Source organism: Lentzea indica, from assembly GCF_012184385.1.
GTDB lineage: Bacteria > Actinomycetota > Actinomycetes > Mycobacteriales > Pseudonocardiaceae > Lentzea > Lentzea indica.
The window spans coordinates 1-15,719 of record NZ_VSRL01000206.1; the positions used below are offsets into that span (position 1 = coordinate 1).

A 15,719-nucleotide genomic window follows, 5' to 3' on the forward strand; every position below is an offset into this window, starting at 1 on the left:
GTGAACTGCCAGTCGACTCCGCGCTGGTTGGCGTTGGTGGTGTGTTGCCAGGCGGTGAGTTCGGTGTTGAGGGTGTCGAGGTCGCTGATGCGGCGGTCGCCGCCTCAGGCACCGACCTCGCACTACAGGGCCTGAACGTGGCACTGGCCACCGGCTCGCCGCAGCTGGTGTTCTCCTGGACGGAACGCTGCCGTGCCCAGTCGTTCCGCCTGACCCCCGTCCGGCCGCCCGCCGACCCCACCGTCCGCGACGCGCTGGCCGAGCTCCGTCAGCTGAGCCACAACCTGAGGGAAGACGGGCTCCGCGCGCGTCGTGACCCCGTGACCCGTGCACGGTGCAGGGATCTCGAACGGCTCATCCAGCAGCGGACCTGGCAACTGGACGGCGGCGGCTCGCCGCGCCAGGTGGTGAGCCTGCCCGCGATCCAGGCCCAGCTCGCCGCAGCGAACCGGGTGATGGTCAGCTTCTTCGACCACGACGACCACCTCTGGGCGTTGGTGGCCGACCAGCGCCAGGTGCGGCTCATCCAGCTCGGCAGCACCAGCCTGGTGGTCGAGACGGTCACCCGGTTGCTCAACGACCTCGACGCGTTGTGCGGCAGGTGCCTGCCCGCGCGGCTCGAAGCGGTCATCACGGGGTCGATCAACCACCACGTGAACCTGCTGAGCACCGGCGTCGTGGCGCCATTGCGCGGCCTGCTGCGTAACGCGGACATCGTGATCGTCCCGACGAAACACCTCAGCGCCATCCCGTGGGGGCTCCTGCCGGAGTTCCGCGGCCGGCCGGTGACGGTGGCGTTGTCCGCGTCGATGTGGTCGTTCGGCAGGCAGGCCGCCCACTCGCCGACGCGGGCCGGCGGCCTGCTCGTGGGTGGTCCCCGGCTTCGCCACGCGGAGAAGGAGATCATCGGGATCAGCGCGGTCCACCCGGAGGCACGGTGCCTCACCGGTGCCGCCGCAACCGTCGAGGCTGTGCTGCACGCGCTCGACGGAGCCGACTTCGCACATCTGGTCGCACACGGACACCACGAACCGGACAACGTGCTGTTCTCGTGCCTCGACCTGGCCGACGGTCCCCTCATGGCCTACGACCTGGTCCAGCTGAAGGACGCGCCACGGCACGTCGTCCTGTCCGCGTGTGATGTCGGACAGGCGAACGTGCGAGCCGGTGACGAGGCACTCGGGTTCACCGCGGCCTTGCTCCACTCGGGCACCAGCACGGTGATCGCCAGCGTCGCCCGCGTGCCCGACGACCTGGCGGTGGACGTCATGAGCTCCTACCACCGCGCGCTAGCTGCGGGAGCGGAGCCCGCCAGAGCCCTGGCGGACGCCGCCACCGCGGAGAGCCGAATCCCGCTGGTGTGCTTCGGCGCGGGATGAAGCCCTCCTACCGCAACTCGGTGAGCCAGCTGTACCAATCGGCGTCGTACCGGCTGCCGATCACGCGCGTCACGTGGTCACGGGCACCCGTCCAGTCACCGACCCGGTATCGCGCCAGCACCGCCGCGACGTCCTCTGGATGCTTCTCCAGCAGGTACCTCACCGCGAGATAACCCCAGTGGTAGACCCGCTTGGTGTCATGGTCGTAGGTCGTGTCGAACAGCGTGCTCAACGCGTACGTGCGCAGTTTCGCCTCGGCGAGCGCCCGGTCGTAGGTCACGCCGCGGTAGTGGTACGAGACGTACTCCGCGAAGCCCTCGACCCACCACACCGTCGGCGTCTTCATGTTCTCCGCGAAGTCGCCGTACATGTCGAACCGGCCGTCGAGGTAGTGGGTGTACTCGTGGTTGAGGTTCCAGATCTGGAAATCCGGACGCAGCCACTCGGCCTCGTACGCGATGAACCTCGGCTGGTTGCCTGCCTTCGCCGGGTCGCCTTCGAGATACATGCCGCCGTTGTTGGTGTCGATGTCGAACAGCACCCCGGCGTACGTGCGGTAGTCGGCGCTGGAGTCGAACACGACCACCTCGAGGGTCGTGTTGAGGTCGTCGGCGACCGGGCCGGGATCCCGTGCGATCCCGTGGAAGGCCGCGTCCTGACCGGCGAGGCTGGTGCACGTCCGGCCGAGTTCCTCCGTTGTCAGCTGCTGGGCGCGGATGCGCACCGTGGCACTGCAGGTGTGCCGGACGGAGAGCACGCGACGGTTGATCTTCTCGCGGAAGTCGCAGGTGCGGTACTGGCGGCAGTTCGCCTTGTCGTACCAGTCGACCATCTCGGCGACGCCCACCCACAGCGGCGCGAGCCGGCCGACGACGTCGCCGCGCTTGACCAGGTCGGCCAGGAGCGGGCGGACACGCGGAGCCAGGTCGCGATGCTGCAGGAACCTGCCGAGCTCGCGGGTCGCGTTGTGGACCAGGTAGGCGCGAGCGGTGCCGAAGAAGTCGAGGTGCCGCACCACGAACCGGCGCAACGCTCGCAGGATCTCGGGCTGGGCCTTCACAGCGGCCAGGAACTCCGGTGTGCCGTGACCCTGGTAGAGCATGATCATGCCGGCGTGCACGGTGGCGTCGTCGGCGCTGGTGTAGTTGTCCAGCAGGTGGGTCAACGCGCGCAGCTCCGCCGGGTAGTCGGCGACGGCGGCGTAGATCGTGTTTCGGGGCGCCGGGTGGTGGATGTTCCTGGCGACCTCGGGTGGCAGCAAGGGACTGGCCGGCGAGGCCTGCGCTGACGCGAGCAGGCCGCGATCGTGCTCAGGGATCGCTTGGGCGTGGGCGGGAGCCAGCAAGCCGGCCACCAGGGCCAGGGCGAGCGCGGGTAATCGCATCGGGTCCTCCGCAGGGGTCTGAGGTGCCCCAGAGCGTCACATCCGGTGCGCGCCCGCGATCATCCCTTCCGCTCATAGCCCGCAGCTATGGGACCGCACGCGACAACCTTGTCATCTTGTCCTGCTTGTCATCTTGACCCCGAAAGGATCGATCACCAAAGCTGTCGGTGGGCGCCCGATCGCATGGAGAGTTGATGTCGCACGAGCTGTCCCGTCGTGTCTTCCTCACCGCGAACGCCGGCCTTCTGGCCGGCGTCGCACTGTCCCCCGGAGCATCCGCCAGCCAGGAGAAGGCAGCCCCCGCGGTGACCGATCTCGCCCTCAACCGTCCCGTCTCCGCCTCCTCGAGCGCCTACGCCGCCACTCCCCCGCAGTTCGTCACGGACGGGTTGCAGCAGGTCGGCGTGCGCGGATCGGGCTGGCGGGCGGCAGGCGGCGACCCCCAGTGGGTGGTCGTCGACCTGCAGGCGGTCTGCAGGGTCTCCTCGTTCGTCCTGGTCTTCGAGGCGAAGCTGGGCGATCCGACGTTCGTCCCGGCGCCGAGCTACCAGCCGCGCACCGACACGACCGGCGCGGAGATCCTTTCCGCCGCCGCGCTGTCGTTCCGGGTCGACGTGAGCACGGACAACCACACGTGGCGCGACGTCTACCGCACCGAAGACGGCATGGGCGCGGAAACGCGGATCGTGCTGGACAACCCGGTCGACGCGCGGTGGGTCCGGCTGGTGGCGACGCGCCGGTCGAACGACAACCCGTTGGGGCTCAACGGTTTTCAAATCTACGGCACGTCCGACAAGCGCCGGCCGGACGTGAAGGGTTGGACGGACTGGCGCAGCTCGGGCAAGGTCCCCGCGTTGAAGCCCGGCCCGGACAACACCGTCGAGCTGAGCTCCGGCTGGCACCTCACGATGGACGACTTCGCCGGCACCGCGGACGGCGCCGCGCTGGCCAAGCCCGGCGTCGACACCGCGAAGTGGCTGGACGCGACGGTCCCGGGCACGGTGCTGACCTCGCTGGTCGACCAAGGCCACTTCCCGGACCCGGTGTCCGGCATGCACAACATGAAGATCCCCGAGGCGCTGTCGCGGCACGCCTGGTGGTACCGACGCACGTTCCCGTTGCCCAAGGCCTTCGCCGGGCGCAAGGTGTGGCTGGAGCTCGACGGCGTCATGCAGCACGCCGAGATCTGGCTCAACGGCACCAAGATCGGCGATGTCACCAACCCGTTCATCCGCGGCGCGTTCGACATCACGCCGGCGCTGAAGGCCTCCGGCGACCAGGTGCTGGCCCTGCGGCTCAACCCGATGGCACACCCCGGCAGCCCGACGGACAAGGGCAGCGACGGCGGCGCGTTCCCCAACTCCGGCAAGCTCTACCTCGACTCCCCCACCTACCTGTCGATCTCCGGCTGGGACTGGATGCCCGCCGTGCGCGACCGCGGCACCGGCATCTGGGACCACATCCGGCTGCGCGCCACCGGTGATGCGGTCATGGGCGACACGCGTGTCGTGACAACGTTGTCCAACGACCACAAGTCGGCCGACATCGCGATCAGCGTGCCCGTGCGCAACACCGGCACCGCTCCGCTGCCGGTCACGGTGCAGGCGTCGTTCTCCGGCGTGAAGCTCGCCAAGGCGGTCACCATCGCGCCCGGCGCCACCACGGAGGTCGCGCTCGGCACCCACAAGATGGCCGACCCCAAACTGTGGTGGCCCAACGGGTACGGCGACCCGTACCTGCACGAACTGGTGTTGAGCGTCGTCGCGAACGGCTCCGAGAGCGACACGCGGACCACCCACTTCGGCATTCGCGAGTTCCAGTACGAGCACGAGCTGCCGATCGAGTTCCTGCCCGGCCAGAACGCCGTCACCCAGACCGTCGACCTCGGCGCCCAGACCGCCCAGCACGTGCGCGTCCAGGCTCAGCGCAGGGCCACGGGCTGGGGCGTGTCGATGTGGTCACTGTCCATCATGGACGGTGAGACGGACCTGGCGCGCGGCAAGGTGGCCACCGCGTCGTCGTTCGACAACGAGTGGAACAAGGCGCCGAACGTCGTCGACGGCGACCCCGGCACCCGCTGGGCGTCGGAGTACCGCGACAACGAGTGGATCCAGGTCGACCTCGGCGCCAAGGTGTCGTTCAGCAAGCTCGTGATCTCCTGGGAACGCGCCTACGCCCTGCTCTACAAGGTGCAGGTGTCCGACGACGGTTCGACGTGGCGCGACGTCCAGACGGTCAGCAACGCGCCCAAACCGTTGAAGATCCGCGTGAACGGCGTCCCGATCTTCTGCCGCGGCGGCAACTGGGGCTTCGACGAGCTCCTGCGCCGCATGCCGGCCGAGCGCATGGACAACGTGATCGCGCTGCACCGCGACATGAACTTCACGATGATCCGCAACTGGATCGGCAGCAGCAACCGCGACGAGTTCTTCGCGGCCTGCGACCGGCACGGCATCCTGGTGTGGAACGACTTCTGGGTCGTCGGCTACTTCCCCGACGACATCCCCGGCTACCTCGACACCGCCCGCGACACCGTCACCCGCTACCGCCACCACCCGAGCATCGTGGTGTGGTGCGGCGCCAACGAGGCCTCCCCGCCGCCGAACACCGACGCCGGCCTGCGCAAGATCGTCGCCGAGCAACACACCGACGTCTACTACCAGAGCCACTCCGCGGACGGCAGCGTCTCCGGCCACGGCCCCTACTACTGGGTCGAGCCCGCGAAGTACTTCGACGCCAACACCTACGACACCTACAACTTCGGCTTCCACACCGAGATCGGCATGCCGACCGTGCCGGTCGCCGAGACCATGCGCAATCTCGTCGGAAGCGAGGTCGCCTGGCCGATCGGCGACGTCTGGTACGCGCACGACTGGTGCACCAACGGCAACCAGCGCCCGCAGCTCTACCAGGCAGCGATCGACGCCAGGCTCGGCGCGTCGACCGGGCTCGACGAGTTCTGCCGCAAAGCGCAGTTCGTGAACTACGAGAACATGCGGGCGATGTTCGAGGCGTGGAACGCCAACCTGTGGGACGACGCCTCGGCGCTGCTGCTGTGGATGTCACACCCCGCCTGGCACTCCACTGTCTGGCAGACCTACGACTACGACATGGACGTCAACGGCACGTACTTCGGCGCGAAGAAGGCGTGCGAGCCGCACCACGTCCAGGCCTCTTTGGACACTTGGCAGGTGACGGTTCTCAACCACACCACCGGCATCTTGCGCGGCCGCGTCGAGGCCACCGTCTATTCGCTGACCGGAGCCGTGCTGAGCACGCAGAAAGCCGACGTGGAGGTCGGCCCTTCCGGGAAGACCGGTCTGTTCACCGTCACCCCGCACGAGTCGCCGCTGCACCTCGTGCGGCTGCGGTTGCTCGACGGGAACCGGGTGCTGTCGGAGAACACCTACTGGCGCTACCGCGCGCCGTCGGACATGCAGGGCCTGAACTCGCTGGGCCGCACCAGGATCTCGTTGGACGTCGGCAACACCCGCCGCGACGGCGACCGGCGGAAGCTGACCGCGACCGTCCGCAACACCGGCAAGGTCGTCGCGGCGATGACCAGGATCGGCCTGCGGGACAGGCGTTCTGGTGATCGTGTCCTGCCGACGACGTACAGCGACAACTACCTGTGGCTGTTGCCCGGCGAGACCCGCGAGATCACGCTGTCGTGGCACAAGCGGGAGCTCACGTCCGAACAACCTCGCGTAACAGTTGAGGCCTACAACGCCTAGTCGGGCTTCTTGGGTTCAGCGAACAGCAGGTGCCGCACGTGCGGGGCTTCCTTGGCCAGCGCACGTGCGGCTTCCTGGTTCTGCTGGTCCACGACGGTGCCGCGTTCGAGGTGCTGGCGCAGGTGCTCCTGCCAGGTCGCCACGGTGAAGGTCTCCAGGAACGTCTCCGGCGTCTCGGTGTCCCGGAACAGCCCCCACATCGTGGCGCCCGTCCGCCGCCGCGCCCGGCCGACCCGTTGCATGGCGTCGATGAACGCGTCCTCGTTCTCCTTCGCCACCGGCCACTCCACCGTCACGAGCACCGGCCCGGCGTCGGTGTCGTCGATCTCCGGCGGCGAGTCCCAGTAGGTAGCCGGACTCACGTCGAGCGGGCGGTCGAGCAACGGCAACCACTTCGTCGCCAGCACCACCAGCACCGCCATCGCCACCGCGGGCACGATCATGGCCGTTCTCAGGCTGTACGCGTCCGCGATGGCACCCCACACGACCGCGCCCAGCGCCTGACCACCCATCAGGATCAGCTGGTAGTAGGCGAGCGCCCGAGCCCTCGTCCACGACGGCAGCAACACCTGAGCCGTGGCGTTGAAGGTCGACAGCGTGGCGATCCAGCAGGCGCCAGTGAGCAGCATCGCCACGATCACCAGCGCGAAGTTCTCCGTCAGCACGGCGGTGCTGGTAGCCGCAGCGTAGAGCCACGTTGCGAACAGGACCATGCGGTTCTTGCTCATGCGCTGCAACAGCTTCGGCACCACGAACGCGCCACCGATCGCCCCGGCGCCAACGCTGCCGAGCAACACGCCGTAACCACTGGCGTCGAGCCGCAACGGCCCGCGAGCGATGGCCGGCAGCAACGCCCACAACCCGCTGCCGAACACGATGAACAACGACAGCCGTGCCAGCACCCGCCGGAAGAGCGGCGAACTCGCGACGTACCGCGCGCCTGTCCGCATCGCGGTGGTGATGTGCTCCGTGCCAAGTGGACGGTGATCCGACGGCCTGCGCCACCTGGCGAGCACGATCAGCACCCCGAGGTACGACACGGTGTTGAACGCGAACGTGGCCTCGGACCCCGCCAGCGCGATCAGCAGACCACCGAGCGCCGGCCCGATCGCGCGGCCGACGTTCATGTTGACGCCGTTGAGCAACGCCGCCTGCGGAATCTCCTCACGCGACACCAGCTCCGGCTGAATCGCCTGGAACGACGGCATCGACAACGCCTGCCCGATGGCCATCAACGCCAGCAGCCCGAGCAGGCTCGACGGCGTCGCCTTGTCCGTACCGGCCAGCAGCATGAGACCGCCGGCGCCCACCAGCATCAGGGCCTGGCCGGAGATCAGGACGTGACGGCGGTCGAGGATGTCGCCGAGCGCCCCGGACGGCACGACGAGCAGGAACACCGGCAGCGTCGTGGCCGTCTGGACCAGCGCGACCTGCAGTGCGCTGCCGCCGAGGTCACCCATGAGCCACTGGGCGCCGACGGTCTGCGCCCACGTGCCGATGTTGGAAGCGAACTGGGCGAGCCACAGCGCGCGGAAGGCACTGCGGCGCAGGGGCGCCCACGCGGAGACAGTCACCAGCCGATCTTCACACCTGCGGGAGTGCTCTGCCGAACGCCACAACAGCGTGAGTATTCATTTTTGTCGACACTGAAGCTATTGAGAGCATGAAGGATCAGACCACCGTGACCGGGTGCTTGACCACGGCCCCGAACAGGTATCCCTGCGTGTTGTAAGGCGACTCGTCCGGCTGACCATCCGCGCGCACCCGCAACACGTGCGACCCCGGAGTCGCCTGCCACGGGACCTGCCACCGGGTCCACCCGCCACGCGACACCGGAGTGGCCCGCCGCCAGGTCCGCCCGTCCGTCGACACCTCGACGCGGCGCTCGCCGTCCGGTGACCACGACCGCCCGGTCAGCACCTGCCGCCCCGCCGGCACCGTGGCGCCCCAGCCCAGTTCGAAGGCGCTCTTGGCCACCTGCGTGGTCACCAGCGTCCCCTCGGCGGGATACGCCGGCCCGAACAGCCGGTAGTACTGCGTGCCCCAAGGCGAGTGCAGCGCCGAGGCCGACACCTCCAGCGACCCCAGCCACTTGATGCTCGCGATCCCGACCCACCCCGGCACCACCAGCCGCGCGGGAAACCCGTGATCGACAGGCAGCTCGGCACCGTTCATCTCGTAGGCCACCAGCACGTCGTCCAACGCCTTGGCAACCGGCAGCGGCCGGCGCACGCGTCCCAGGTTCACGCCACCGGTGACGTACTCCGCGTCCAGCCCGACCGGCAGCACGTCGACCGCGGAGGAACGCAACCCGGCCAGCCGCAACAACAACCCGAGCGACACCCCGCGCCACCGCGCGTTGCCGACCGCCCCGAGCTGCCAAGGCGTGCCCGAAACCGACTGCCCCTGCTGCGAAATGAAGAAGCTCCGCCCGTTGCCCGCACACTCGATCACCGCCTCCACCGAGCAGGACGGCAACGCCCGAAGATCGCGCAACGACAGCGACAAGGGCCGCGAAACCCCGGAGCCGTGGATCCGCAGGCGCCACGACGACGCGTCGAGCAGCGGCGTGGAGGTGTGGTTGCGGACGAAGAACTTCGAGACCGGCGTCAGCGAGCCGGTATCACGCAGGGCTTCCCAGCGCGTCTCGGCGTTGGTGCCGTGCATGATGAAATCCGTGGCGGGCAACGGCTTCACGATCGAAGGGGCCGCCACAGCCCGAGACGGTATCAGTGTCAGTCCTGCCGCGAGCAGGACGCCGCGCCGAGAGATCATGCATTCGAACCTAGCCACCGTCCCACAGAGCGAGACGAACGAAGGCCGTGCGCGGAATCGGACCGCGCACGACCTTCCCCCTCCGAACGAACGGGCTGGGGGACCCGCTCGCCCCACCCGGCTCCGCCGACTCCCCTTCAGACGGAACCGGTCGACCTCACGGGCACGGCGTCGGCGGCCGCTCCCCGATCGACAGCGTGACCGCCGTGCCCACCGCGACCTCCGTACCGGCGGACGGGTTGCTGCTCAGCACGCGGTCGATGTTTTCGCAGGTGCGGTCGGGCACACCGCGGATCGAGCCGACCCGCAGACCCTCCGCGGCCAGCCGCGTCACGGCCTGGTCGTACAACAGCCCTCGCAGGGAAGGCACGATCGCGACCTCCGGTCCACCGCCGAACCCGCCCGACCCGTTCGACAGGCCCACGAACACGCCGGCGTTGCCGAAGCCGACGACGTCCGCCCAGCCCTCACCGGTGACGTCGGCGAGCAGACGCGGGTGCTGGGCGACGGTCCAGCCGCGGCCGGAGCCGAAGTCGGCGTTCACGCGACGAGCCGGCGCGAACGTGCCGTCGCCGCGCGACACGGCGGACATGACGCCCGACGAGCTGAAGCCCACGATGTCGGCGCGGTTGTCGTTGCTGATGTTGCCCAGGGACGGCGAGGGCTGGGTCGCGGTGCCGTAGCCAGTTCCGTTGTTGTAGCCGAAGTGCGCGACGCCCACGCCGAACGTGGTGAACGTACCGGCGCCGATCGCGCGGCCCGTGTAGGTGTTGACGTCGTTGCCGAAGCGGACCGCGTCGGCGTAGCCGTCACCGGTGACGTCGGCGACGCGGAAGATCGCGTTGCCGGACTGGTCGGGGTTGCTCGTCGACGTCTGCGAGGTGCCGTAGGTGCCGTCAGCACGGGCGATCGTCGACATCGGCGCGATGCCGGGAAGATGGCGGATGGACAGGATGTCCGGCCGCGCGTCGCCGCCGATGTTCGCGAGCTTGAAGTGGTTGAAGTCGAAGCGGTCCGAGGTGAACTCGGTCGACGCGAGGTACGGCGCCGAGTAGTTGCCTGCGCCAGATGCCAATGCCACATCGACACGGCCGTTGGAGAACGCGTAGATGTCGGTGCGGCCGTCCAGGTTCGCGTCGGCCACGTGCAGGCTCATCGGGCTCGGCCTACCCGTGGAACCGAAGGCCGCCAGCACGTAGCTGAACGTGCCGAAGGTGCCGTCACCGTTGCCCACCGCGGTCCACACGCCGTCGGAACCGATGCCGACCAGGTCCGCGAGGCCGTCGTTCGTGATGTCCGTGACCCAGCGCGGATGCGTGCCGATGCGCCATCCGGAGTTGTAGCCGTAGGCCGTCAGGACGCGTCGAGGTTGGGTGAAGTTGCCGTCTCCCAAGGCGATCGACGTCCATACACCGTCCTCGCCGAACCCGACGATGTCCGCCTTGCCGTCGCGGGTGACGTCGGTGAGCGTGCGGATGTGCCTTTCGGTGCGCCAGCCCTGGTCGTGACCGAACGCGGCCAGCGCGTACTTCGCGGTCGGAATCGGCGCCGCCGCCGCGGGCATCGCCGGCAGCAGAGCCGCCAGTGCGACGGCCCCCGCGACGCATCTCAATCCATTGCGTCTCAAAGCATTGCCCCCTGAAGCATTCTGTGTTCGACGTTCACGACCTGAGGCGTTCCACCCCGTTCCATCCCCGTTCCACCCGTCTGCTTGGGTGTGCGGCGTGACGCCCGAGTCGTTGTTGGAAGCAGGCACGCGAGCGCTGGCGCGGAACGGGGACCTGCGCACCAGCAGGGAACGTTTCGCCGAGGCCTACGAGGCCGCCCAACGCACCGGGGACGTGCACACCCTTGTCGCGGCGGCACTCGGCGCCGGTGGCGTGTGGGTGCACGAGCACCGCACCGCGGCCGAAGCGGAACTGGTCCGCTCACGGATCAAGCACGCGCTGACGCTCGTGGAACCGAAGTCCGACATCGCGTTGCGGCTGAAGCTCAGGCTCACCGCGGAAAGCGACTACCAGGCCAACACGAACGCCGACATCCTCAAGCTCCTCGACGAGGCCCGGCAGGTCGTCGACCCGGTCGTCCGCGTGGAGGCGCTGAGCCTCGCGCACCACTGCGTGCTCGGACCGGACCACGTGGAGCTGCGCAAGGAACTCGCCACGGAGATGATCAGCGAGGCCCTCAGGAGCAGACACAGCGGGCGGCACGGCGACCTGATGATGGCGCTGATGTGGCAGGTGGTCGACCACTTCCTCGACGCGGACCCGCACGCCGTCCGCCGCCTGACGGATTTGCGGGAACGGCTCGAACAGGAGGACCACCTCGCCGTGCGGTTCGTGGTGAGCGCGGTCGAGGTGATGCTCGCGATCCGGGACGGACGGTTCGAGGAAGCCGAGCGGCTGGCAGGGGCGAGCGCCCAGCTCGGTGCCGAGGTCGGCGACGTGGACGCCACCGCCTGGTACGGCGCGCAGATCTGCGCGATCCGCTGGTACCAGGGGCGTACGGCGGAGCTGTTCCCGTTGCTCGACAGCCTGGTGCACTCGCCGACGCTGAGCACCGTCGACAACTCGTTCTTCAGCGCGCTCGCCGTGGCCGCCGCGCTGTCCGGTGACCGGCGCAAGGCCCAGGGCGCGCTCGCGATGCTGTGCCGGCGCGGGCTGGACGCACTTCCCCGCTCCAGCACGTGGCTCGTCACGATGAGCGGTGTCGCGGACGCCGCGCACCTGCTCGACGACGTCGAGGTCGCCCGCGAGGTCCACGCGATCCTGCTGCCGTTCGCCCGGCTGCCGTTGATGGCGAGCCTCGCGGTCACGTGCTTCGGCTCGGCGCGGCACCCGCTCGGGCTGGCCGCGCTGACGTTCGGCGACGTCGGCCTGGCGGTGACTCACCTGCGTGCCGCGGTGCGCGACAACCTCGCGCTCGGACACTGGCCCGCGGTGCTGTCGTCACGACGGAAGTACGCCGAGGCGCTGGAACGGGCGGGCGACGTCGAAGAGGCCCGTCGCCAGCTCGCGACGTGCGCGCAGGAAGCCGCCGCACTGGGGGTCGGCCCGCCCGATGCCGACCTGTCCGTGCGGCGAGAGGGCAAGAAGTGGCTCGTCCGGCTCGGCGGCCGCAGTGTCCTGGTGGACGGCGGAATCGGGATGGCCCATCTCGCGGTGCTCGTCGCGAACCCCGGCAGGGAGATCGACGCCGCCGAGCTCGTCGCCGGCACGAACGCGTTGACCGAGGAAGTGACCACACAGGACCAGCTGGATCCAGAAGCGTTGCGGCAGTATCGGAACAGGCTCGCGGAGCTGCGCGGCCGCGAACTGTCCTGCGCCGAGCGGGCCGAGCACGACTGGCTCGCCGGTGAGATCGCGGCGGCCACCGGACTGGGTGGGCGGACCAGGACGTTCTCGGACTCGGGCGAGCGCGCCAGGATCGCCGTCGGGAAGGCGATCCGCCGTGCCGTGAACGCACTCTCGTCGGCCGATCCGGTGATCGGGAACCACGTGCGCGATCACGTCAGGACAGGCCGCCGCTGCAGCTACTCACCCCAGTGAGTTGGGTCACAACCGACCGGTGAACGTGTCCGTTTCCGACATGTGAACAGGCCTTCGCCGCCCGCTCGGGCCGCTGTTGAGAGCGCTTCCAGAACCTGGGAAAACAGCGGTTCGAGCAGCTCGCGTTCATCCGGAAGCGGCCCGGTTCGACCCTTCACGTCGGAGTGTGAACATCAGTCCCGACCGGGTACGTATCCGATCAATCGTGAACGGGCATCCCGATTCTGCTCGATACTGCGCGCAGAACAGGCAGCGCAGAAAGGTTCCGAGCAATCGTGATCACGCCCGAGTACCTCTTGTCGACGCGGGAGTTCGACGTCCTGTGGCAGACGCTGCGGCTGGGCCGGATCCCGTACCCGCTCGACGTGCCCAGCGAGGGCGACACCGAATCGGAGCGCAAAGCGCTGCAGGACAGGACGCTCGCGGGACTGCGCGAGCGCGGCCTCGCCGACGACGTGCGGCTCGAGGACCTGATGCGGCTGCTCGACGACCACGAGGTGTCCGTGGACGCCGTCGCGGGGCTGGACCGGACCGTGCGGGCGCTGGCCGCGTCCAACGGCACCCAGGCGGTGCTGGCGATCATCGACGGCGACCACGTCGGCCTCGCGGAGATCAGGCCGACCGGACTGGCTCGCGAGATCGTCAGGGTGCTGCCCGACGGCGAGGCCGGTCCCGGGAACTCGCTGTCGGTGCGGCTGGAGACCTTGCAGCAGGCCGTCGCGCTCCAGGAGGCCGAGCAGGAGGACGACTCCGAGGACCCGTGGGGCGCGGCCGACGACGAGCTCGACGACCGGCAGGCACTGCAGAAGGCCGGACTGTCCGCACAGGACGCGAGACAGATGGACGAGCTCGCGGCCGGCCGCGTGGCCGGTGGCCAGTTCGGTGTGACGCACGGACGGCACAGGGCCGACGTGGTGATCAACTGGTTCGACACCCATCAGGGCCGCTACCTGATGGTCCGCTCCGACGGCTGGCTCAGCCTGTCACCCACCGACAACGACCGAATCGCAACACGAATCGACGCCGTACTGGCGTGAGGGGGAATCCGTGGATCCGTTGGCTCCCATAGACGGACGCCAGATGGCCGGGGTAGACCCCGACCGCTGGCTGCAGGACATGCAGGCGAAGGTCGACGACCTCTCGGCGAAGTCGGCACAGCTGCGCGAGGACATGGCGAACTCGTCCGCCACCGTGCTGTCCAAGGACCACGCGGTGCAGGTGACGATCGCGCCGACCGGTGCGCTGCAGAACATCCAGATCACCGACCACGCCGTGGGGATGAGCCCGCAGCGGCTGCAGGCGTCGATCATGGAGGCCGTCGCGAAGGGACAGCGCGCCGCCTCGGAGAAGATGATCGAGGCCTTCGCCCCGATCGGCGTGGGCACCGAGTCGATGGACCTCGTGATGTCGTACCTCCCGCCCGCCGTGGAGGACGAGGACGACGCCGAGCAGCACGGGTATGACGACGACGGGTACGCCGTGGAGCACCAGGAGCCCGCCGCTCCCCCGCCCGCGCCCACGCGGCAGCCGCGTCCCGCGCACGACGACGATGACGAGGACGGGCAGCCCTGGTGAGCGCGTTCGAGGTAGATCCCGCCGACCTCAAGACGTTCGCCACGAACCTCGACACTCTCGTGAGCGAGCTTGAGACGTCGAAGAACGTGCTCGGCAACGTGCACTTCGACCCGCTGGTGTTCGGCATCGTCGGGCAGATCTTCGCCGCCGCCGCGCGCGTCGAGGTGAAGAAGGCCGAGGACTGCATCGCCAAGTACGAGGCCGGTCTGCGCGAGGCGGCGAAGAACACCCGCCTGACCGCGGACACCTACAGCGGCACGGACGAGGGCAACAGCAACACGTTCGGGGGCAAAGCCTGATGGTGCAGGGCCTGACGTGGACCCCCGGCTTCGGCGAGGGCACGGAGCTCAACGACAAGTTCGCCGGCGCCGGCATGGTCGACACCGTGGCCGGCCTGGTGAAAGCGGTCAACGACAAGGACAACGCCGCGATCGCCGCGTACAGCGTCGGTCTCGCGTTCGACGTCGTCGGCTTCGCTCTCAACCCGCTCGGCGCGGTCATCGGTGCCGGTGTCGGCTGGCTGATCGACCACATCGCGTTCCTCCGCGAGCCGCTGGACCTGCTGGTGGGCGACAACATCGCCATCCGGCAGGAGACCGAGAAGGTCAAGGAGGACGCCAAGAAGTACGAGGGCATCGCGTCGAGCCACCTCGAAGCGCTGAAGAAGCTCGACGGCTGGATGGGTGAGGCAGCCGACCGCTTCCGCGCGACCATGGCGCAGGTGGCCAAGGAGATCGAGGCCATCGGCTCGGCGATCAACGCCTCCGCCAAGCTGATGGCGACGATGGGCGCCTGCGTGACCGCGGTGCGGTCGTTGGTGCGCGACATCATCGCGATGGTGATCGGCAACCTCATCGGCGGCGCGCTCATCGCCGCCGGCCTGGCCCCGATCACGTTCGGCGCGTCGATCGTGGCGTTCGTCGGCACCGCGGTGGCGACCGCGCTCGAGGCGCTGTCCCGGATCATGCGGCACGTCACCGCGCTCAAGTCGCTGCTGTCGTCGTCCGCGAAGTCCGCCGACGACCTCGGCACGGCGCTGGTGAAGATGTCCGACGACGCGGCCCGCTTCGGCAAGGGCGGCGGCTCGTCGAGCGTCACGGCGCCGCCTCCCGTGAAGCCTCCTGCCGGGGACGCGCCCACGATCACCGGTGGCTCCGGTGCCGGTGGTGCCAAGCCGCCCGCAGGGGACGCGCCTCCCGTGCAGAAACCGCCAGAGGTCACTGGTGGCGCAGGTGCATCCGGCGGCGGCAAAGCCGACACACCAGAGACCCCGCCAGTGCAGAAACCACCGGAGGCACCGGCGGCGCAGGTGCATCCGGCGGCG

General features: G+C 69.1%; 11 protein-coding genes. 7 read left to right on the plus strand and 4 right to left on the minus strand.

All coding sequences use genetic code 11. The features are described 5' to 3' along the window. A partial coding sequence (locus tag FXN61_RS36840) for a CHAT domain-containing protein (protein ID WP_223165762.1) occupies window positions 1-1,379 on the plus strand: 1,379 nt, incomplete at its 5' end. 7 nt (window positions 1,380-1,386) lie between these two features. On the opposite strand, the gene FXN61_RS36845 is transcribed toward FXN61_RS36840, so the two are convergent. Beyond that, complete coding sequence (locus tag FXN61_RS36845) at window positions 1,387-2,763, minus strand: collagenase (RefSeq protein ID WP_167978563.1); 1,377 nt, start codon at window positions 2,761-2,763, stop codon at window positions 1,387-1,389. A 194-nt stretch (window positions 2,764-2,957) separates the two neighbouring features. On the opposite strand from FXN61_RS36845, the gene FXN61_RS36850 reads away from it, so the two are divergent. Then, window positions 2,958-6,497 (plus strand): discoidin domain-containing protein, encoded by a 3,540-nt coding sequence (locus FXN61_RS36850; RefSeq protein ID WP_167978564.1) that lies wholly within the window; start codon window positions 2,958-2,960, stop codon window positions 6,495-6,497. Here the strand turns inward: FXN61_RS36850 and FXN61_RS36855 are convergent. From FXN61_RS36855 to FXN61_RS36865, 3 genes are all read right to left on the minus strand, one after another. Continuing rightward, window positions 6,494-8,071 carry an MFS transporter gene (locus tag FXN61_RS36855; protein ID WP_312878279.1) on the minus strand — a complete coding sequence of 526 codons (1,578 nt, stop codon included), beginning with the start codon at window positions 8,069-8,071 and terminating at the stop codon, window positions 6,494-6,496. The two genes, FXN61_RS36850 and FXN61_RS36855, sit on opposite strands and share 4 nt — an antisense overlap. A 97-nt stretch (window positions 8,072-8,168) precedes the next feature. Beyond that, the gene (locus FXN61_RS36860; RefSeq protein WP_312878280.1) at window positions 8,169-9,212 is read right to left on the minus strand and encodes a molybdopterin-dependent oxidoreductase; all 1,044 of its coding nucleotides are present in this window, start codon (window positions 9,210-9,212) and stop codon (window positions 8,169-8,171) included. Window positions 9,213-9,429: 217 nt separating this feature from the next. Next, window positions 9,430-10,899, minus strand: a complete 1,470-nt coding sequence (locus FXN61_RS36865; RefSeq protein WP_223165763.1) for an FG-GAP-like repeat-containing protein — start codon at window positions 10,897-10,899, stop codon at window positions 9,430-9,432. A 97-nt stretch (window positions 10,900-10,996) separates the two neighbouring features. Between FXN61_RS36865 and FXN61_RS36870 the strand changes: the two genes are divergently transcribed. The 5 genes from FXN61_RS36870 to FXN61_RS36890 form a co-directional block, all read left to right on the plus strand. Next, window positions 10,997-12,820, plus strand: a complete 1,824-nt coding sequence (locus FXN61_RS36870; protein WP_312878281.1) for an ATP-binding protein — start codon at window positions 10,997-10,999, stop codon at window positions 12,818-12,820. 275 nt (window positions 12,821-13,095) lie between these two features. Further along, complete coding sequence (locus FXN61_RS36875) at window positions 13,096-13,857, plus strand: ESX secretion-associated protein EspG (RefSeq protein ID WP_167978568.1); 762 nt, start codon at window positions 13,096-13,098, stop codon at window positions 13,855-13,857. Window positions 13,858-13,900: 43 nt separating this feature from the next. Further along, entirely contained in the window at window positions 13,901-14,395 is a 495-nt protein-coding gene (locus FXN61_RS36880; protein ID WP_167978569.1) for a YbaB/EbfC family nucleoid-associated protein, read from the plus strand. Next, window positions 14,392-14,694, plus strand: a complete 303-nt coding sequence (locus FXN61_RS36885) for a WXG100 family type VII secretion target (protein ID WP_167978570.1) — start codon at window positions 14,392-14,394, stop codon at window positions 14,692-14,694. Before FXN61_RS36880 ends, FXN61_RS36885 begins: the two co-directional genes overlap by 4 nt. Beyond that, window positions 14,694-15,719: WXG100 family type VII secretion target (locus FXN61_RS36890; protein ID WP_512698761.1), on the plus strand; the 1,026-nt coding region annotated here is incomplete at its 3' end. The genes FXN61_RS36885 and FXN61_RS36890, both read left to right, overlap by 1 nt.

Bases quoted from the DNA above. Each gene is read 5' to 3' on its own strand.
- FXN61_RS36845 (WP_167978563.1), bottom strand. From the start codon at position 2,763: ATGCGATTACCCGCGCTCGCCCTGGCCCTGGTGGCCGGCTTGCTGGCT.
- FXN61_RS36850 (WP_167978564.1), top strand. From the start codon at position 2,958: ATGTCGCACGAGCTGTCCCGTCGTGTCTTCCTCACCGCGAACGCCGGC.
- FXN61_RS36880 (WP_167978569.1), top strand. From the start codon at position 13,901: ATGGCCGGGGTAGACCCCGACCGCTGGCTGCAGGACATGCAGGCGAAG.